Annotated in this window: 14 protein-coding genes and 4 tRNA genes; 2 read left to right on the top strand and 16 right to left on the bottom strand. The window is 34.9% G+C overall.

All coding sequences use genetic code 11. The annotated features are described in order from the left end of the window. Positions 1 to 97 precede the first annotated feature (97 nt). From ACODST_RS25620 to ACODST_RS25565, 12 genes are all read right to left on the bottom strand, one after another. Positions 98 to 883 (bottom strand): hypothetical protein, encoded by a 786-nt coding sequence (locus tag ACODST_RS25620; RefSeq protein ID WP_488934940.1) that lies wholly within the window; start codon positions 881 to 883, stop codon positions 98 to 100. Positions 884 to 1,071: 188 nt separating this feature from the next. Continuing rightward, a complete protein-coding gene (locus ACODST_RS25615; RefSeq protein WP_488934939.1) occupies positions 1,072 to 1,641 on the bottom strand; it encodes a hypothetical protein in 570 nt (189 codons plus the stop codon). A gap of 119 nt (positions 1,642 to 1,760) precedes the next feature. Then, positions 1,761 to 1,834 (bottom strand) — tRNA-Leu (locus ACODST_RS25610). Positions 1,835 to 1,840: 6 nt separating this feature from the next. Beyond that, positions 1,841 to 1,912, bottom strand: a tRNA-Ile gene (locus tag ACODST_RS25605). Between the two features lie 84 nt (positions 1,913 to 1,996). Next, a tRNA-Asp gene (locus tag ACODST_RS25600) sits at positions 1,997 to 2,069 on the bottom strand. Between the two features lie 20 nt (positions 2,070 to 2,089). After that, a tRNA-Arg gene (locus ACODST_RS25595) sits at positions 2,090 to 2,163 on the bottom strand. A gap of 956 nt (positions 2,164 to 3,119) precedes the next feature. Next, positions 3,120 to 8,192, bottom strand: coding sequence for a DUF4132 domain-containing protein (locus ACODST_RS25590; protein ID WP_488934938.1), 5,073 nt, complete (start codon positions 8,190 to 8,192; stop codon positions 3,120 to 3,122). Positions 8,193 to 8,323: 131 nt separating this feature from the next. Next, entirely contained in the window at positions 8,324 to 8,758 is a 435-nt protein-coding gene (locus tag ACODST_RS25585) for a hypothetical protein (RefSeq protein WP_488934937.1), read from the bottom strand. A gap of 473 nt (positions 8,759 to 9,231) precedes the next feature. After that, complete coding sequence (locus ACODST_RS25580) at positions 9,232 to 9,855, bottom strand: putative polyvalent protein kinase domain-containing protein (RefSeq protein WP_488934936.1); 624 nt, start codon at positions 9,853 to 9,855, stop codon at positions 9,232 to 9,234. A gap of 550 nt (positions 9,856 to 10,405) precedes the next feature. After that, complete coding sequence (locus ACODST_RS25575) at positions 10,406 to 11,869, bottom strand: tyrosinase family protein (protein WP_488934935.1); 1,464 nt, start codon at positions 11,867 to 11,869, stop codon at positions 10,406 to 10,408. Positions 11,870 to 11,915: 46 nt separating this feature from the next. Beyond that, complete coding sequence (locus ACODST_RS25570; RefSeq protein WP_488934934.1) at positions 11,916 to 12,341, bottom strand: hypothetical protein; 426 nt, start codon at positions 12,339 to 12,341, stop codon at positions 11,916 to 11,918. 18 nt (positions 12,342 to 12,359) lie between these two features. After that, positions 12,360 to 13,292: a multicopper oxidase domain-containing protein gene (locus ACODST_RS25565; protein WP_488934933.1), complete on the bottom strand. Its 933-nt coding sequence runs from the start codon at positions 13,290 to 13,292 to the stop codon at positions 12,360 to 12,362. 269 nt (positions 13,293 to 13,561) lie between these two features. On the opposite strand from ACODST_RS25565, the gene ACODST_RS25560 reads away from it, so the two are divergent. Continuing rightward, positions 13,562 to 14,425: a hypothetical protein gene (locus ACODST_RS25560; RefSeq protein WP_488934932.1), complete on the top strand. Its 864-nt coding sequence runs from the start codon at positions 13,562 to 13,564 to the stop codon at positions 14,423 to 14,425. A gap of 634 nt (positions 14,426 to 15,059) precedes the next feature. Here ACODST_RS25560 and ACODST_RS25555 read toward each other — a convergent pair. Then, positions 15,060 to 16,118 carry a nucleotidyltransferase domain-containing protein gene (locus tag ACODST_RS25555; protein ID WP_488934931.1) on the bottom strand — a complete coding sequence of 353 codons (1,059 nt, stop codon included), beginning with the start codon at positions 16,116 to 16,118 and terminating at the stop codon, positions 15,060 to 15,062. A gap of 370 nt (positions 16,119 to 16,488) precedes the next feature. On the opposite strand from ACODST_RS25555, the gene ACODST_RS25550 reads away from it, so the two are divergent. After that, positions 16,489 to 16,887 (top strand): helix-turn-helix transcriptional regulator, encoded by a 399-nt coding sequence (locus ACODST_RS25550; RefSeq protein ID WP_488934930.1) that lies wholly within the window; start codon positions 16,489 to 16,491, stop codon positions 16,885 to 16,887. A gap of 120 nt (positions 16,888 to 17,007) precedes the next feature. On the opposite strand, the gene ACODST_RS25545 is transcribed toward ACODST_RS25550, so the two are convergent. The 3 genes from ACODST_RS25545 to ACODST_RS25535 are packed head-to-tail and all read right to left on the bottom strand — an operon-like array spanning position 17,008 to position 20,738. After that, positions 17,008 to 19,299: a DEAD/DEAH box helicase gene (locus ACODST_RS25545; RefSeq protein ID WP_488934929.1), complete on the bottom strand. Its 2,292-nt coding sequence runs from the start codon at positions 19,297 to 19,299 to the stop codon at positions 17,008 to 17,010. Continuing rightward, the gene (locus ACODST_RS25540; RefSeq protein WP_488934928.1) at positions 19,296 to 19,982 is read right to left on the bottom strand and encodes a hypothetical protein; all 687 of its coding nucleotides are present in this window, start codon (positions 19,980 to 19,982) and stop codon (positions 19,296 to 19,298) included. Before ACODST_RS25540 ends, ACODST_RS25545 begins: the two co-directional genes overlap by 4 nt. Before the next feature lie 6 nt (positions 19,983 to 19,988). After that, entirely contained in the window at positions 19,989 to 20,738 is a 750-nt protein-coding gene (locus ACODST_RS25535; RefSeq protein WP_488934927.1) for a nucleotidyltransferase domain-containing protein, read from the bottom strand. Between the last annotated feature and the right edge of the window lie 147 nt (positions 20,739 to 20,885).

The raw sequence follows: 20,885 nt of genomic DNA, 5'->3' as shown, positions 1-20,885 counted from the left end.
CTTAATCTTCTGGTTCCTTCATTCATTTCTTGCCGGAAAATGATATCGCAAATATTTAGATTACACTGCGCAATTATTTTGCGCAGTGTAAAAACTTTTAGTTAATCCACTCTGTTACAGCAGATAAATAAGCCTGTCTAACCTCTTCAAATCGGGTAATATTAGGAATATGATTCACTTCCAGTAAATATTTGGAACCATCTTTGGCTACGATATAATCGTTTCCAATCATATCCATCTGTAAAACATTCTTAATGTACAGCGTGTCTTCCAGTAATTCCTGATCAACAGGCATAAATCCGGCATCATCAGGATGGATCGATTTCAGCCAGCTGTCACCTTCCAGTTTAATCTGCCAATAGGTATCCCCTATCATCATGATCCGAACGGCTTCGCCTTCAAAATAAGGTTCAATAGTGGCGGTAAATTCGCTTTCCCATTCTCCGGTAAAACGATGCTTGTTTTCTCCGCAATGCCAGTTCCCCCATTTGGCAATCGTATCTCCTGTAGTAGTAACAGAAGCTCCGGCACTTATAAACCCTCTTGGAGCGCTAAACCTTGAAAGGGACAGGGCTTTTACCAGGCACGGAATCTTAAAACGGCAGTCCAGCATTGCTGAAGCTTTTGGATAACAATCGCCGTTCCAGATTGCGAGACCGGCAATGAAATCAAAATCATTATCGTAAATTCCGTAGTACACGACTTTATCAACAGGTAACATTCCAATTCCATTCGATTTTTCCATATACAATACCTCGTCTTTTACCACAATTTTTGGTATAGACTGATGCCAGATAATATGTCCTGAATAATAAGATCTTATGACCTCATATTCTTCTTGTTCTATGCCAACAAGGGCAATTCGGTTGTATTTTTGTTTCATCTTTTTTAATTTTAAATGTTTTTTTGCAGCTAAGACTCAAAGACACAAATATTTAATTTGATTCTTTCACTTTGTGACTTTGTGTCTTTGGGTGAAAATTACTCATCGGCTTTCTTAAATTACTTTGTCAATATCCCGCAAAGACGCAAATTTTATTTACCTAGTGTCAGCCTTTTTAGCAAACTCCTTTAAACTACTTCCATTTTTAATCGTTTGATACCAAAATCTGATTTTCTTAATTTGCACATTCTATCGTCTGAAATATGGTGGAAAACAATTCCTTCAATATCATTTTCTAATAAGAACATTTTCAATTCATCAAAATCAAAACTTAGAGAATCAAATACTTCAGAACCGTGTTTAACTAAAGTGTGTTTTTCTAAGTTTTCAGGGTTACCCTGTACTTTTGGCCCGCATAATTCGTAGGTTCCATCTACTTTCAATTCTAAATGATCAAAACCTTCAAAAAAATGTTTATCCTCAGATTTTACCCGATCACATTTTATCCAGTGTGGATGGTGTCCCGTAATCAAATCTGCTTCCTGACACGGAATAGCATTTTCAGGAATTACACGTCCTTTTCTGGCGTCGAATCTCTTATACAATTCTCCATTGATAATGGCAGTAGATGTACCGTCAAATTTTCTGGTTGCGATTGCTTCGCCTTCTATTACCCATGCATTTTCCGCATTAATTTTATTTACTACTCGTGCTAAGTTCTTCGGATCTTTAGCAAATAAGGTGCTTATCTTTTTCATATTTATTTTTTTAGGTTCTGAGATTCTGAGATACTAAGTTTTTTAACCTATACATCTTTATAGCTCTGCATCTCTCTTAGTACCTTAGTTCCTAAGAACCTCAGCATCTTCAAAATTTGTACAGGAAGAGAGACTCGAACTCTCAAAAAACTGATTCTAAGTCAGCTGCGTCTGCCAATTTCGCCATTCCCGCTTGTATTCTGAGAAGCAGGACTCGAACCTGCAGCCTCCCGCATATAAGGCGGACGAACGACCATCGTTCTCTTCTCAGTTATTCCATTTAGGTTCTAAGATGCTAAGGCAAAAAAAAACTTAGTATCTCAGATTCTTAGAACCTTAGCATCTTTAAAAAAAGCGGCTCATACGGGAATCGAACCCGTTTCTCCCGAGAGACAGTCGGGAAGGTTAGCCAGTAACCCCAATGAGCCTATTCCTTCTAGAGAATATGTGATTTTGGAAGGATTCGAACCTTCGACCATCTGCTTAGAAGGCAGACGCTCTATCCAACTGAGCTACAAAATCAGGTATTTTTTGTTTTGCCACGAAGGCGCTAAGGAACTAAGGTTTCTTTTACGCTTATTAAATCTTTGCGACTTTGTGCCTTAGTGGCAAACTATAGGCATAAAAAAAGCACCTGTTCAAAGGTGCTTTACAAAATTCAACTTGATATAACTATCCTATTGCCTGTAGTGATGCACCTGCATTGATAAACGTCCAAGATCGAAGCTTGGGTTTAGCAGTTGTTCGTTATGTCTGTTATATTGTAAAGCCATTTTTATATTATATTCTAATTTTGAAATCTTTTTTTGTCTGAAATTCTGTGTTCTAAATTTCTTCGGCAAAGATAAAGTCGAAAAAATCATATTTCCAAATCATTTTTAAAATTATTTTACTGACTATCAATTGATTACGTTTTAATTTAGAGAATAAAAATTCTTGTCCGCTTATAAAGCAGATTCCTTTTTTGTATCAAATGACTGTCTCTCACCAGATTACTTTCCAAAGTTATATTTCACTATTTAGTCTGTGCATTAAACATTTTTCAGGTTATTTTTTTAATTATTTTTTGGGTTACGGGTTATTTTCACTCATTTTGAACTTCTTTTTACCAAAATTCGACAGGTTCAACACTCTTTTTCTTCTCTTAAAACAATCGAAAACAAAAAAAGCGCCCTTGTTGAAGGACGCTTTTGTATCTTTTATACTGATTTTGTAACTACAAATTACATTTCAATTCTATATCATACATACTGCATCCAGAGCCGCCAGACGGAAGAAATCCCTCTAAACGGTCATAATTTTGTTTTACTGTAAGCATAATAGGTATGTGTTTGTTTGTCATTTTGGGTGCAAATGTAGTCTTTTCTATCTTAATTTAACAAATCTTTATGAAAATTTAAAAAATTATAACATCAAAGCACCCACAGTTGAAACCATAGGTACTTTCTAAATAGTATAGTAAACAATACAGCTGCCACTTAAACGTAAGTCTTATCAATCTGGCTCAAAATAGTCGGATCCTGAATTTCATTGTCTTTGGCAAACAATAAAACTTTAGACATAACCTCAGTCGATTTTGGATCGTCATCTGCGAATGGCAGGAATAAACGTCCTCTGTGCTGTGAATGAATTGGCAGTACCGATAAATATTTACCCGGAAGCTGATGCACAACCGCACTTCCTAAATGCACGCTGTATTCTGCCATTTGTCCTTTTATAATCGCGTGGTTTCCGGTTATTTCTACATTCTTCACTTTGAACAAACGCAATGTCTCTCTCAATAAAACGGTTCTCATTTCGATAGAAGAATGACTCGCTTCTGGGTCAACTCCTCCAACGTGAGCTACACTTACCACCAAATCAATATCACGCATTACTTCTGAGAAGATTCTCGGATTGATATCTTTAAAAGCAATGTTTTTATAGTCTTTTAAGGAATGGAATTCGATAGTTTCCAAAGTCGGACTTTCGACATCAGCCGGCGAGAACCAGTCTGCCAAAGCGTACATTTTTACCTGATAGCCTTCTTTATGGAAAACTTTCTGCAAGCCTTCTTCGTAATCTACTTTCCAGCCTCTTCCTTTTAATAAGGCTAAAGTCTGGTTTGGCTGAACCTGATGTCCTGCATAACGTCTTGAGACTGATTTTTCTTTTAATTCATCTGGCGTTGGAACATATAATTCTCTGAAAATCTGTTTAAACGGCTGTTGCAATTTATTATCAAAACAATATTTCTGATAATCTGTCCAAACATTATTGTTATGTAAATCAAAACAATGCGCAATTCTAAAAGTCTGTCTTTCATTTAACGAAATCATTTCTCCTAAAGCCGTTACCAGATTTCCATTTATATAAAAACCTATTTGATCTTCGTTAGAAATAAAAACTAGTTTCTCCAAATGTTTAGAAATAATAGGATGTTCGAAAAGGTTTTGCATTTCTGCGAATAAAAACTCATCGCCACGAATCATACTTTCTTCCAGACCTTTTCTCGAACGTGTCCATTGCTCGCGCATCGTTTTGCGGTAATTCGTCAGTTCCAGAATTCCTTTGTCTTTTTTGTATTTCGGCGGAATCGATTTTAATTCTTTATCGCCTTTCAAAGTAACCAAATCGGCTTTTCCTTCTTTATTGATCACTAGACTTATCGTAACATCATCTAATTTAACTTCAGTTTCTTTAGATAAAATATTCTGAATCTGTTTGGTTTCCATTGCCCAGGTCAAACGAACAGGATCTGGATAACCAGCATTTCTCGCTAAGTTTTCCAGAGCGACACGAATCGCCAAAGCTTCACTCGCCTGTTTCATCGAACCAAACTCTTTACTTTCTTTTTTAAACTGCTGCAAATATTCGTAACGCGCCAGAATATCTTTCTCCGGACTTGCTTTGCTCAAAGGCACCAAACCGTAAACACGCAAATAATCCTGATCGCGTTTGTCTTTTACTTTGGCTGTAACTTCTCTAATTTTCAAATCGCCCGTAATCGTGTCTGCATACAAACGTGCGCGACGATGTCCGTTTCCGTCTGTTACATATTTAGCCGATTCGTACAGCATTTCCCATTTGGCTTTGCCTAACTTTTTATAGGCCGAAACAAACCAGTCTTTATCTACCGCACCATCTTTAAAATCCTGTAAATCGATAGAAGAGAATTTTGCCATTTCGCTTTCCAGTTCAGCATTTACGGCACTGTAGCTTGCTGTTTTAGTATGGGCGTGAAACCACCAAATTCCTTCATCCAGACCTTTCCAGTCTAAATAATTACTGATTAACTTCTGCCATTGCGGAGCATAAATAGCGGTTTGAATTAATCTTTCTTCTGAAATTTTAGCTTTTTTAACGGCTTCGTTAAACACTTTCTGAGTATCTGATTCTAATGGATAACATCTTTTCAGCAAATAGCTGAACAGCTTTTGTTTCGTCAATTCGGTGTAACTCCACGAATAAATATAGCCTTTGTACAAACTTGCTTTTCCGAGTGCCGTAAGCATTTCGACCAAACGATTGATACCGTAAATTTTCTGAAAACTCTGAACCAAAGGCGTAACCGCAGTATTCGAATCGCCTCTTTTAACCTCAACATCCAAAAATGCTTCACGGATTTTATCAATCATCGCAACCAGAAATGGAAATCTTACCAATAATTCTTCACTTCCAAAATGTCTGTAATGTTTGGTTTCGCTAGTTAAAACTGAAATTCTTTCCGGTTCCAAAATACCTTCGTACAATTCGCCCTCTGTAATTAAGTTCTGTTCAAAAGCGGTAGCGTATAAATGAATCGGCGGTTTGGTGTACGAAATATTTCTTTCCAATCCGTTTAATTGTCTCCATCTGTACAAGTTCCAAAGCTTGTTTTCCTGATCTTTGGTTAAATCTCCCAAATTGATTTTGTTCAGATAAATATCAAAAAAACCTTGATTCTGCCAGCCGTTTCCGTTATCAGAATTGTAATAATACTGGTCTTTTCCCGGTTTGTATTCAAATTCCAAAACAGACTGTGGAAGATCGGCATACAAAGTCGTACACGCATTAATCAGAAAATCTGTTTCTTCTTTAAAGATATACTTTAGTTTTAAAGCATTCAGAATATTCAGAATTGCATTATCCCAATCGTAACCTCTTTTGTTGGGGTGCGGTAATAATTCTTTATAATAAAAAACATGTTTTTCAAGGAAATCGCGCCAAACTTTTCGGTCGCAATTGCTTACCAACGTTATTAAAAACAAATCTCTTTCATTCAGTCCTGAATTTTCAAACCAGCCAGACCAAACTTCATACAGAGGATAATTTTTAGCTAAAACTTCCTTGTCTTTTTCGTCTTTCAGATTTTTTAATTGTCTGAAAGTATTTCCAAGCAATACCGTTTGTTTGCTGTTATCGTAATTTTCAATTTCGTATTCATAATTTCGGTTGTCCTCAAATAATTGATACAGCTTTGAAATTTCCTTTTTAATGTGCGACATCGATTTTGAAAAACCGTATTGCTCTGCCTTAACCGATTTGGCATACAAAGAATCGGTTTCTACTTTTGGCAAAGCATACGCTGAAATCTGATTTGGCGTAAAGAATCCGTATCCATTTTCGGCGCTTAACAGGTTTTTCTTTTGCGACGGTTCTAACTGCTCGATAAATTTGGTTTCTTTTTCGGTAATTTTTGGTCTTGCCGAATACGCTTTTACCCAGCCGTTTACTTTATCGGTCAGTTTGTTGTTTTTCTGCAATTGCAACATAATATCCAAAGCCGACATGCGCTGTTCCATATCGCCTTTTTCTACAATAGTCTCTACAAAAGAAGTTATATTTTGGTCTTCCTGTTTCAGTAAAATCGACGTTAGGTTTTTCTTTAAATTCGAATTTTTACGTTTGTACAATTCCTGAAAAATAGCCAATTCGTCAGCCGTAAGCGTAAGATTATTTAAAGTAGAAATTGCCGAAGCCACAAGAGATTCTCCTCTGTCTTTTAGGATTCTTAAAGCAAAACTTCTTTGGAACTCTGTTGGTGCTTTTTTCTCTTTTCCGACGTTGCTTTGGAAACTGTAAAACGAATAACAGTAATAATCGCCCAGAATCTGACGCGTCAGTTTTTCTCTTAAATTGATGGAAAAACTTTCAAACTGATTTAAAATAAGTTCCAATCTGTCGTTATAATCGCCAATTAAATTGATGGCCGACGAATACAAAGTATCTTTTTCGAACTTCGCATTCAACCATGAAAATACTTTTCCTTCAAAAACTTTTTCTTTTACCGTTATCGTTTCGGCAAGAGTATACACTTTGTTGAAGAAATCCGGATAATCGGCATTGTTGATATAGAATTTTGATTTGGTGTTGGCATCCAAAAGCATGTTCATTCTTGGAACGGCAAAGGCCAAAACCTGAAGATTTTCGTCGTCTAAAGCCTTAAAATAAAGAGGCATTTCGATATACGGATCGTTTGTTTCTCCTGCAAATTTCAATGCCAGACATTTCTTTTCCAGCGTTCCTTTTTCTAACAATTCATGCAGAAACGGAGTCGTTTTTTCAACATCAAAAACGCCCTGAACCCAAAGTGCCATATAGGCTTCGTTATTATTTTTACTGCGAATGCCAGCCGGAATCGTTTCCGGATTCGAGAAATAACCGTAAGCCAAATCGATAATATTGCGAACCGTAGTTTCTTTTTCAGAATCCCAGCCCAAACCTGTCCACGTATCGATGGCTCTTACCACAGATGAAAAACGGCTCAGTTTATTGTCGATAATCACTTTGATCATGTACTGCAAAGCGCCGATGCTCGTTTCGTCTAAAGCTTCTAAAACAACCTGACGAAGTCCTTCCTGACGCTGTGCCGACAAAAGCAGTTTTTCTACCAGTTCCCAGTTTTCTTTGTTCTCGCTGTTTAAAAGCGCTTTGATGATATTTCTGGAAACTTTTCCCTGTGGCTCTTTATTGAAAATAATATCTTCAAAAAGCTGATACAGGTTGTCTTTTTTCAAATCAAGTGCCGAAGACCAAAGCATAAACTGATTTCCTGAATTCGAAATCTCGGTATCAAACCGGATCTGATCTTCGATACTCAAATCATAATAAACCATTTTGCTGTCCTGATAATGGTATTTATTGGGCCCGCTGAGCAGAGAACGCAGAAAATTAACCTGATTGATCAACAGGTATTTTTTATTGTTTGGCGCTCTGAAAGAACGTCTCGTATAACCGCTCTGATACATTTTTTGAGGCAGTCTGTTCCAGGCTTCTTTTACATAAACCGCATTTTGTTCTCCAAAAAAGAAAACCAAAAGCTCGTAATAGTTTTTGTCTTCCCAAATATTCTCTTTTACAAGTGCTGTAAACTTGTCGGCCTGTTTAGAACCCAGCGAAATATAATTGCTATAATAATTATCTTCCAGTTTAAGCAGTTCCAAACCAAATTCAGCCACTTCTTTTTTGAGTTTTGCTCCGGAAAATAATTTCGTAACCAGATTACTGTTTACAATTTCCTCCAGCTCTTTCTTGAATCTCTTAATCGGATTCTCGATTACTTTACTTTTTAATAAATCTTCAATTGTCATGTTTTTATATTTTAGATTTTAGTCCCGAAACCTCGGGATAGATTTTAGATTACTTCACATTGTCCTCCTGAGCGAAGTCGAAGGATTTCACCCAAAGATTTGGAATTTGGATTTTATTTTTTGGAATTTAATTACCAGTAGCTTCCCGCCAAAAAGGTCAGTCTGATAAAAGTTAAGGCTTTGTTTTTGGATAAATCGATCTCTTCTGAAAGGCTTTCAAGCTGGTCTTCGCCGTAAAAAACAGCGTACATTCCGTCTTCGAAGGCTATTATGGCATTTTCCTGCGCTTTGGCTAAATCTACTTTATTGTGGTTATAAAGCGCGCCAAAACCTACTTTTCCGGTATCGGTTAAAATGGGAAGATAATTTTCTTTTGGAAGATGAATTTTGTCTTCGTCCTCAAACTCAAAAGAAGAAGCATGAAATAATTGTACCTGATACTCTACAATGGATTCGATTAGTTTTTGGGTCGTAATGACAGGATTTTCGATATGCAGAGCGATACTTTTATCCTGAAGTATTGGATGTTTTTTTCCTAATTGTTTAACTGAGATGCTTATATTCATCTTTATTCGGCTTTTATTTTGAGGTTGTAATGTAAGAATTTTAAATCAGTTTATTCTTAAAATAATGTCTTTTAAATGTTAAAAAAAATATTAGAAATAAACTCTTTAGCATAATTGTTTTTCAACACATAGAAACATAGTTTTTCTCTACGTTTAAAGGCGTTTCACTAATTTAAATGCACATGCTTTAGCTATTTTCAAAGTTTTTTCGTCGAGTTTGTCATTTCTTACGTAAGGAGACCCGAGCGATAGCGAACAGGCGAAGCAAATCTCCACAAGCAGCTCTACAAAGATTGGCGCTATACGCTGCGGAGTTACCCGCGAAGATTTCTTGTTCCTCGAAATGACAAGATTGTGGAAAATATTGTCTATAATCTCTTTTATAAAACTACAAACTTATCTCAAAAAAACACCCTGCCAATTGGTATTGGCAGGGTTTGGATTTTTATTGGGAAAACAACAGAGGATTTTCTTTAGAGATAAAATTGTTCTGTGACATAAAAAACGGTGTCAATAAAAAATAAACTATCCTGAAAAGTCAAAACATTTTCATCATGTAAATCTTCAAGAATAATTCCTAATTCAGGATTAAAATAATCATTATTTCTAGTGTTAACAAATCCGTTTGAAGTCAAAAAAAGTTTCACATTTTCTAGTTCTGTATCACAATCAGATTCAACAAATTTCTGCTCTACCATGGCATAAAGTCCATCTGCATTTTCATAAAACCCGATTAATTGATAGGCAGTATCAGGGAAAAAGTAATTATTGAGCAATAAATTATCAAAATAATCCTCCCAAGTTTCGTAATAAATACTATCGTTTAGTTTTACTACTTTGTGTTTGTTTTGAAGATAAACTTTCTGCTCGGCTCCAGAAGAAATAAAAGCGTTGATATTAATATTAGTAATCCAAAAACCATTCTTATCACAGAATTGTTTTATCAGCGCTGTTTCTTCACTTTTGACTTGCTTGCCTGACTCAAACGTTCCGCTTGCGCTCTTGCTTTTTCTAAGGTAACGGGAGATTGTTTGGATAGAATCTCCATTCCTAACCTGGCTCTTTCCTGAAATGATATTTTGCAGTTCATTTTTCATGAAATTTAAAGTACAAAGATAAAAATTTTTATTGATACTCATTTTTTGAGCTCATAACGAACTCAACGGTTTATTATTTTTTGTTTTTTGCCACGAAGGCACTAAGACACTAAGTTTTTTATTCTTTGATCTGGTTATTATTTTCTTTTGCCACTTAGGCGCCAGGACACAAAGATTTTTCTTTGGTTTTTCTTTAATCTCGCGAAGTCGCAGAGTCGCCAAGTTTTTTGTTTCACGCAGATTTAAAAAGATGTAAGCAGATGTTCGCAGATTATTTATAAAAAAATATTTAATCACAAAATTTGTCATTTCTGACGTAAGGGGACTCGATCGACAGCGAAAAAGTGAAGCAAATCTCCACAGGCAGCTTTACAAAGATTGGCGCTATACGCTGCGGAGTTACTCGCGAAGATTTCTCGTTCATCGATGACAAGATTACGGAAACTATTGTCTATAATCTCTTTTATAAAACTACAACCTTATCTCAAAAAAATACCCTGCTAATTGGTATTGGCAGGGTTTGGATTTTTATTGGGAAAAAAATCATTTTTTAATTCACCTGAGCGACACTGATTTTTTCAAGGGTCACTTTGGCATCTCCTGTTCCGGTCTTTTTAATAATAATTTCGAAGTCCGGATTGGATCTTGGTAAATCATCTGAAATATAGTAGGAGAAATTCAGTTTTACACCAGTTTCTGCCAGTTCATGATTGGCGCCTGTACCGTGTTCATGGCTTACACCAAAGAAAGTCATGGTTCCTACATACTCCTCTTTGCCTGCATAACGAAGATAAACAGTATAATAATCCTGCGGTTCTTTGTATACTACTACATCTAAATTAAGAACCATGATTGAGTTTTTTTGACTTCTGAACGCTTTATTAGTGTTTTGCGCCGGTTTAGCGGTTACTTTATGAGCAAAAGGAGTTTCATTAAGTGTTGCACCAACTGTTTTTTCCCAGATTATTTTTTCTTTATCCTGAAAAGGAACTGCTTTCTTTAATTTATTACTTTTTGCTTCATTGGAAGCCAGAACAGGCTCTGTAGAACCATAAAGCAGCGTATCGTATTTATAATCCGGATTAAAAACAATTTCGTAAACCTGATCCATCGTATAGGTAATTCTTTCACCATTTGGCTGAATAAACTCATACGGCCAGCGATTGTCTTCAAGCTCTTTTTTAGTTGGGCGCTCTCCGTAAATGGAAGCATCCCACGATGTCCAGATACGATCGACCATAGCATGGTGCAGCCAAAAAATAGGATCAAATCCTGCTGAATCTACATTGGCCATCAAACCGGACCTATTGTCCTGATAAATCTGGTTGTAATAGGTTTCTTTTGGGCTGGCATACAAACCACCTATAAGATTGTGCATAAAACCATGAGGAGAACCTTCCAGTTTTTTACTAAATCCGAATGAGCCTGCAAATTTGGGATTTGTTTGTAATTCACCAAGTGCATTTTGAATGGCCTCTACCTGATTTGGTAAAATAGGCTGTCCGGCATTTAGAATACTGTATCTTGCCGCTTCATACAACGAACTGGATTTGTCCCTTGTTTCTGCTGCCATGATATTGTCTGCAATTTCTGTGCTTCCGTAATTCCAGTATGGCAGGGCAAAATCTTTTTTTCCTGATAATTCACGAATAATTTTCTCCAAATGCCAGGTATACAATCTGTGCCATAATAAAAAGTTTAAAGAAGAACTTGCCGTTCCGTTATGCGTACAGTCTGCCCAGGCCCATAATTTGTCTTTACTCGTCTGGTATTTTGCACAAAGCTTATTAGGTCCGTTAATCGCATCCGGGATATTATGTATCGCTCCCTGATAATACCAGCTGCGCCCGTCTTCGCAGCCCAGTGTCCGCATTATTTTAAAAGCTGCGTTCATGGCATCAAGATCGGCTTTGGCTTCGGGTGTGCAGGCATTTCTTCGAATGTATTGTGCATGGCTCTGAAAAAAGGACAAACCTGTAGTCAGAATAATGAGCAGTAAGGTAATTTTTTTCATTTTGTTTTGGTGTTAGGTTAATATTTAGATTGATTTGTTACTGGTATTAAATCGCTTCGACTTCAAAAGTCAGAATCTGCGCATAATGAGGATTCGCTTTATCGTAGATTTTAAATTTGACGATTCCGGTTCCTTTTCTGTTGGCGGGAATAACATGAATGGCAATAAATCCCTGCTGGTCGGCATTGAGTTTACTAAAAGCGGAACCTTTTGGAATCCCGATCTGACAGGCACCATGCTGGCACATCGAACAGTCCCACTCTTTCGGGAAAGTATTCGAAACCGTTTCCCAAACCAGATAAATAGGTGCATTGGAAATGTTTTCGACTTTAATCTTGGAAATATCCAGTCGTTTGTTTTTGGCTACACTTTCTTTGTTAATGCCGCTTCCCAAAACCGTAAAAGTGGGTTTGGTCTGTGCAGAGGCAAAAGCAAAATGAATAATGATAATAAGGGTAAAGATTTTTTTCATGGGGCATAAGTTTAAATATTAATAAAAAAGAGGAACAGCCGCTTTGTAACGGGTCTTCTTTGAAACGGGATCAATAAAACGATAACTAATTTTTTCCTTTAAGGCTGCAGAACCCAAAAAAGCATACAATTCAAGGCATTCTCCGGGCTGAAGCTTTATTTTATTTCCTTTTGAAAAAGACTTCCCGAAACTTTCTTCATCAAGCGGCTGAAGTCTTACCGCCAGAGGAAAATCAATTTCATTTCGGTACAAACCGGCATTTACCAGCCGCAGCAGTACGGCTTCGTTTTTGTTCGCAAGGGACTGCAGGCCTTTATTTTTTGTAATTATTTGGCCATTAATCAGGAAATAATGCGGTTTGTATTTGGGAAGAATTACGGCTGTATTAGACGGGTCGTATTCGGTCCCCATAATCGTGTCGGTATGCCATAGAGGATCAATTTCGGTACTGCACCATAAAACTTCATGAGACGCTTTTACCAAAAGGGAATCTTTTGGACGAACGATAATAACGCCAAACATTCCGGCCTGAAGATTAAAGGGATAATTCTCCGGACTGTAATACAAATAAGTTCCTGCTTTTGGGGCCTGAAACGAATAAAAACCATGTTCCATATGATGAACCGGTTCTTTTACTTTCATAATTTCGTTTTCCTTATCCCGTTGTATAAATTCAATATCCTTACAGTATAAAGAAACCGGATTCCCCTGTGAGATATTCCAGAAATCGATTTTCAGGCTGTCTCCTGTTTTCATATCTACAGAAGAACCCGGAAGCGTAATCTGTCCCGAAAGCGAATCGGCAAAACCAAAAGTCCTGATAACCGTAGTGCTATCCAGTACCAGTTTTCCTGTTGTTCTGCCAATGATTAAACGCTCATTTTGAGAAAACAAAAAAGAAGTACCGAATAAAAACAAAAATACCAGTATCGCTTTAATAGAAGTTTTCATTTACAAACCTAAATTACTGACCATCAATTCGTTTGACAAGATCATTCAAATGTAGAAGTAATAAAAATCACACAACAGCGTATAAATACCCGATTTTGTAATAAAAAACTTAAACAAAATTTTTAAAACCCCTTCAAAAATTAAACAAAAACAGAAAAGAAGTCTTAAGCCCCGTTATTATTGATTTTATCATGTCCGAAATTATAGTTGTGAAAGGTTACGTTCTGAATCACAATTTTTAATATTTTTATCGCTCAAAAAAATAAACTATGAAAGAATATATTGACTCCATTGACTGGCATCAGGCCTGGGAATTTTCTAAACATATTATTTTACCCAATCTGGGCTGGTTTATATTCTGGACCGTTTTATTTATTCTTTTAGGCCTTATTGTCAGCATTGTTCTGAATGTGTATTTGTACAAAAAGAAGTTTTTTACCCGTGACAAAAAGTACTATAACTGGTTTGCCAAACTCTGGATTCCGTATATTATAGTTGTTTGTTTGTATTTCTTTGCCATGCTGGGATTATTTTATGGTGGTCATTCGGTTTTAACTAATGAAAACAAAACCATTACCACCAGTATTTATTCTAAAACCGTAGGAGATACTTTTGCCTCCGAGCAGGACAAAAAAGCTTTTCTGTCCCTGCTTCAGGAATTGTCCAATACTACCGAAGATGCCAGTAAATCGCTGACCAAAACACTGGATCTTTATATTAAAAAGAACAATACCGGAATGGAGACGATTGATAATTTTAAAAATTCATCGAGTACGTATCTGCTTCAGAAATACGAAAGCGAAGTGTACAGTGCCGTAATGTACGGTTTTATGAAAGTAGCCGACGATAAGGCCGATATCGCTTCTTTTAAGCATATGAAGTATAGTGATTTAAAATCGCTTTTAAAGAAACTCGACAAGATAGACCCCAAAAGAATCGAAGAATCGATCCAGCTCGAAATGGGCCATAAAATACAAGCAGTTTTAGATTATGTCTATAAAGAAATCATGAAACACGAACTGCTTTTCTTCGCCTTTTTCCTGCTGATTCCTTTTATCGAATATTTTATTTACATAAAACTGGTAAAAGACAAAACGGCTCCGGCTGACAAAATGGGTTCTGCGACTGCATAACTTTTTTGGGACGCGGATTTTACGGATTCGCTTTGCGAAAACGCGGATTTTTTATTTCAAACCAAATCTATTTTATCCGAGCTACAGAAAACAACAACCATGTGTTTAAAAATATTTCACGCAGATTTAAAAAAGATCTAAGCAGATAAACGCTGATTCAATCAAATAAAATCTGCTATAATCTGCGTGATCTGCGTGAAAAAAACCGCAACAGCTATGTTTATTTAAACAAGTGAAACGCCTGCTACACACAAACAAAATCTATGTTTCTATCTGTTTAAAAAATATTTTCACGCAGATTTAAAAAGATCTAAGCAGATAAACACAGATTCTATCAAATAAAATCTGCAATATCTGCGTAATCTGTGAGAGAAAACCGCAACAGCTATGTTTATTTAAACAAGTGAAACGCCTTTTACACACAAACAAAACCTATGTTTCTATGTGTTTAAAAAAGATTTTCACGCAGATTTAAAAAGATCCAAGCAGATAAACGCAGATTCTATCAAATAAAATCTGCATAATCTGCGAGAGAAAACCGCAGCAGCTATGTTTATTTAAACAAGTGAAACGCCTTATACACACAAACAAAATCTATTCCCGATAGCTATCGGGACTATGTGTTTAAAAAAACTCATGCATACAATTCTTCCCTAATAGCAACCAAAGTCTTAATAGCTTTTTCTTCGTCTGGTTTTTCGGGAAGGGCCGAAGTTTCATAATGACTTTCAATTGAAGCAATCAGTCTGTCGGCCAATTCGAGTAAAGCATCGTATTCTTTGTTTCCGGCTTTAATATCCAATAATTCTTCCCGATTGGGAACCCTTATATTTAATTTTCCGGTGGAGAGAATCTGCTCGGCCGTTTGCAGCAGCCGAATCGTGTGCATCATGTTTTTGCTGTCGTAGTTTTTTCCGTGTTTCTGGTTGGTGTTGTAACGGTCTTCGTTGCGTTTGTCGATCCAGTTCCAGTATTCGGTATATTCTTTACAGTATTTCGAATAGCCTTCCTGATTGCAGGATAAATAACCCACGGGATTTTCGCCTTTTGGGATCGACGAAACCGAAACTTCATTAGAACTTTCTTTCTGGATAATGCCTTTATACCCCAAAGTTTGGTTCTCGTCGTAAAACATCGCAAACATTCCTTTGGAATTGGGCAGGTTTACCAAACCTATTTGTTCCTGATTCCGGTTGTTTTCTTTTAGAAAAACAGATAGCGAAACGGTTTCATAACCTTTTAAAACATAACAGAAATCCAAAAGACTTTTCTTTTCCTTTGGCATTGGGTTTACGATTTTTTTGTTTAAACCCCTCGCCTTTTTGATCTGCGTTACGGCATAACCCGCAAAAGAATCTTTACAGAGTTTAGACAAAAAATCCTCTATTTTTAAATGCTCCATGAGCGGATGACGGTACAAAATACAATCCTCAGGCGAAGCCAGGATTTCGAGTATATTGGGATTGTTTTTTAGCAGTAATTCTACGAAACGCCCAATTTCGTAATACACCTCATCGTTGGTCGCATTACTTATCTGCGGAATATAATCGAGTCCGAAGAATTTTTCTTTTGGCAGATAATAAATCCCTTTAATATCGGTATCAGAAGTTGGGGTATCGAGCCCAAAAGACCTGCTTCCCGAAATAACTTCAAAAAGGATCAGGTTTTGGGTTTTTAAGTCCTGGATGGTCATTTTAAATTCTATTCTTTTTTTGTTTGGAAGTACTATTTTTCACTCAGCCGTTTTGCCTGTGCTCTCGCCTTTTCCAGCGTAACGGGTTTCTGTTTTGCCAGCTGTTCCATGCTTATTTCGGCTCTTTCTTTGAATGCTATTTTACAGTTCATTCCTTTATGATTTAGGTTACTAAGATATATAAATTTTAGAATTGCTTTTTAATTCGTTAGAAAACCCGTTGATTAAAAATTCTCTCCAAACCCATTTATTAAAGTAAGAAAAAGAATATATTTACATTTTTAAGAAAAAACTAAAACCGTATAATACCAATTGATCTTGTATTTTACGAATAGCTGTTTTTATCAAAAAAAATAAATACCTTTGAATTATGAGCACAGAAACCAGACCCAGAAATATTGGCCGAAACATCAGCCGAATTAGAGAACTTCGCGGAATGAAACAAGGAGCGCTTGCTGATGCTATTGGTACAAGCCAGCAGACGATTTCAAGCATTGAAACCAGCGAAACAGTTGAATTCGAAAAACTGGTACAAATTGCCAAAGCACTTGGCGTGACGGTAGAAGCGATTGAAAATTTTACAGAAGAATCTGTTTTTAATTTCTTTAATAACTTTTATGATAATAGTGCGAATAACGGTTATTTAAATAACACTAATAATCATTGCACTTTCAATCCTCTTGATAAAGTCGTTGAACTTTACGAACGTCTGGTTCAGGCCGAAAAAGATAAAACAGAATATTTAGAAAAATTGATGAAACTGAAATAAGGGATTTTTCTTTTTTATATAAAAATTGGAAAAGCGCAAATTCTTTTTTAAAAGGGTTTGCGCTTTCTATTTCATTAAAAAGCTAATGTTATTAATTTACAGATTTTATATTTTTTTAATTTAAATATATCTTATAATTGATTGCTTTAATTCTATTGGAACATCGTCAATTGACTTCTTGAACACAATTTCTTCTGAATCTATTGTTTCAATGTGCGGATTTAGTACTTCAATATCTTCAAATGTTAATCCATAACGTAACATCCAAATTTCCTTTTTATCATTAGTTCCAAATTTCACATAATTTGCAAGTTCTCTTGCTCTTAAGTCTTCTTCACTTTCAAAATATTTTATAAAAGAAGCATAAAATTTATCTTGTAATTTAAATCCTATTAGCTTGTCTATATAATCGTAAGTATCATAAACTATACGATCATAATCAACATCTTTAATTAAATCTGATGCTCCATACAAGGGATATCTAGATAATTTTTTATTAGGTAATTCATGAAATCCTGTTATATAGTTTGCTCCAATATTTTTATCTTTCGAATGAGAATTTATAGTGTGAGAATACCTAAACCAACAAATTTGTTTAAATGTTTTTCCATATATTCTCCACAACATTATTTTTATAGCTGTACTTAAAACATCTGCTTCGGCATCATTTAAATCTCTATCAAGAAATGTTTCATATAATCTTCTAAAGGAAAGATATAAGTTCAGTTTAAATTCTAAATCTTTATTAATTTGATCCAACGTAACTAATTTTCCATCTAAAAAAACTGAATTCAAAATATCTGAAATTATTCTTTTAGTATTAGGTTTTTCAATATTTTCTATTTCTTTAGGCGTTAGATTATATTCATCATTAAAAGTTCCATTAACAATCGACAATTTAAAATCATTGTAGTCATCATCTTTATCTTCAATTTTATCTAAACTTGAAACCGTATCCAATCTATTAGGTGTTAACATAACCTTTCTAAAACCACTCATGTTTGATCTAATAACAACTGTTCCATAATCAAATTTATTTGACAGTGTTGATCTCCCAGCCCTTCCAATTAAATTTTTTAAAGCTAATGAATCTTTTATTTCTAATCTGTCTACAAATACAATATCGAAAGGCATATTAATTCCTTGTTCAAGAGTTGAAGTAGCAAAACATATCTTACAAAGTCCCTCTTTCGTAAACTCTTCAATTAATATTCTTGTCTGTAAGGGCATAGAACCATGGTGAACTACAATTCCTTTTTTTAACAAGGAAATCATTTGGGAGTAATAATTTTCACCTTCTTTAATATTTCCTCCAGTAATCTTCATTAGTTCATTAATATAGTAATCTATTCTATCACTATTTATAACTTTACAAGATTCGATATACTCTTTAAAATCAATAAGTATTTTCTTGTTATAAATTTTACTTTTAGGAACATAAAATAATACACTCCCACCATCATCCAAAACTTTTACAATTGGATTAAATTCGCACTTAACTTTTCTGTTTCCCATTATCTCTTTATCGATTCCAAAGTGATAGTATGCATTACCTTCTTTTATAATAAAAATCTGACCAACATTTTTCTGATTATATGGTTTATTGTCCGACTTACTTTGATCGAATTTATTTTTTATAATTTGAGAATCTGGATTCTCAACAAAAGGATGCGCAAAAACAAATTTAGCATTTGGGTATTTTTTATAAGCTCTTCTTACAATACTATCATAATACAAACCTCTTTTATCTTCTTCATTACTTAATTGTGCTTCATCAAAAAGAAACAGATCAACTATAAATTCTTCTTTTCCAACATACTTAAATAAATCACGACATCGTTCAGGAGTCACTACAAAAACATTTTTCTTAGATCTTTTCGTATTTATTTTATCTACAAAAGTTAGAATATTAATAGTTTTATCCTTAATGCTATCACATAATTTTAGATAATATTCATTAATCAAAGCTCTAGATGGAACAACTACAACAACATCATTTTTACATTCTATAATTTTTTTCATAAATACAAATGATTTCCCTGTACTAGTTGGTGCAGAGAAACTAAAGCAGTTATTATTATCAATTCCTTTTAGTATATCAGCCTGAACTGGAGTAAAATATTCGTCGGGTTTAAGATATTTAATATGCTGTTTATGTAAATATCTTTTATATTGTCCAAAAACAGCTTCTTTTAAAGTTTCTCTAGGAACGTTTTTATAAAAGACGCTCATATAATTTAAAATTGAATTTTTATACAACTCAAATTTTTCAGATTGATATAATGACAAATATGATATGATTTCCATATCTGTAATTTCTACTGGTCCGTTTTTATAGATCCTATTAATTACATATGAAAATATTTTATCAATATTTTTATTTTCAATGATATTTTTAATTAAATCTTTCATATATCAACAGCTATACAAATTATTTCACTAAATTTTTTTAACTCAATAAATTCTTTATTTTTCTTAATATTATTAATTAAATTTTCTGTAGGATTATTTTTTGAAGAGAAAGCTGCTGCAAATGCTTTTTTTCCATTAGAAAAATTTTCTCTGGATTTATCGCAACAGAATTTATCAATATCAATCATGTCCGATAGATCTTGATTATCACTTATAAAATCAATAATTCCCTTTAGAGCTTTACCATAAGCATTCTTATCTGCCAGATATTTTGATTCACCGAAAATTAAAATCATATTTTTGTTTTTACTGTAAAAATCAAATCCATGATTACCAACATCTTTTATTTTTATCAACTCTGCTAAAGGGATATTTAAATATCCTAATTCATCTACGATAGATTTTCTAGCAAGTTCCGAAACTACATACTCTGCAGAACTACTTGTTATTTTTTCATCATCTTTTTTAATAATTTTCTTTGCAATATATTTTATTGTTGCATCAGCTCTCACTTTAAAGCCACCTTGTATGACATACTCTTTATCAAATTGACTTAACCAACTCAAATCAGATAAAGATTGAAAAACCTCTTTCAAAGTCAATTCTATATCTATTGGATTTATCCTAATAAAAGTAATATGCTCTTCTATTTTTTCTATGTGAGTAACTGTGTATCCTGCCATAATTATCTATTTCATAATTTCTACTCTAAAAAACAAATCCAATTCCTCATTCATCTTCTTCCCGCTTCCCAGTTTACCCGCATTTTCCTGATTAAATTGTACCGTTTCCTGTAAAAACTCCGCTATTAAAGTTTCTTTTGGGTGTAAATACTTTTCGTCCTGGCTGGCTTTTATTTGTTGTAATTCCAGTATTTTTTCCTGTACGTTTTGCGGTGCTATGGGTAATAAGTCGGCAAAGGCAACGGGCGGAAAGCTGTTGTTTTCTATAATCCATTTTCCGGCCAATGCGGTGCGTAAGGCGTAGAAATAACTTTTTAGTTTTACTTCGGGCATTTCGCAGACTTCCATAAAATTCTTTGTCGTTCCCAGATAATGGTGTAAAACCGCCACAGGCGAAAAACATTCTGCGGCTATCTCACGCATTTGGCTGGCAAAATTCCCGTTTTCATAATACACTACCGGCGAAAACAACCACTCGATCAAAGGTGCGTTAGATTTTGCTAATAATTTTATAGATTTCCGTAAATCCCAGCCGGAACCGTCAAGATCGTCTTCGGTCATGAATTCTATTACGTCCGGTTTTTCCCAAAGCGACAAATAATACTCGGGTTTATGTTTGTAGATAAACCGGATATCGTAATCACTGTCGGGAGAAGCAAATCCCCAGGCACGGCTTCCGGATTCTACGGCCAGAAGTATTTCTACGTTTTTTTGGGTTTCGGTTTCTTTTAATTTTTGGAGTATTCTTTCTTTCATGATCGTTTCAAATATAAGTAAATGGAGGGCTTTGAAAGCCCGTGAAAACACCTGATTATTTTTTAAGTTTTTTAGATGCTAAGGCGCTATTTTTTTTGCCACGAAGGCGCTAAGACGCTAAGGTTTTTTTTAAAAGACGCTTTCTTT

This window comes from Flavobacterium sp. FG19 (genome assembly GCF_057809475.1).
Note: the sequence above shows the minus strand (reverse complement) of the source record. Positions and strands in the feature narration are given on the sequence as shown.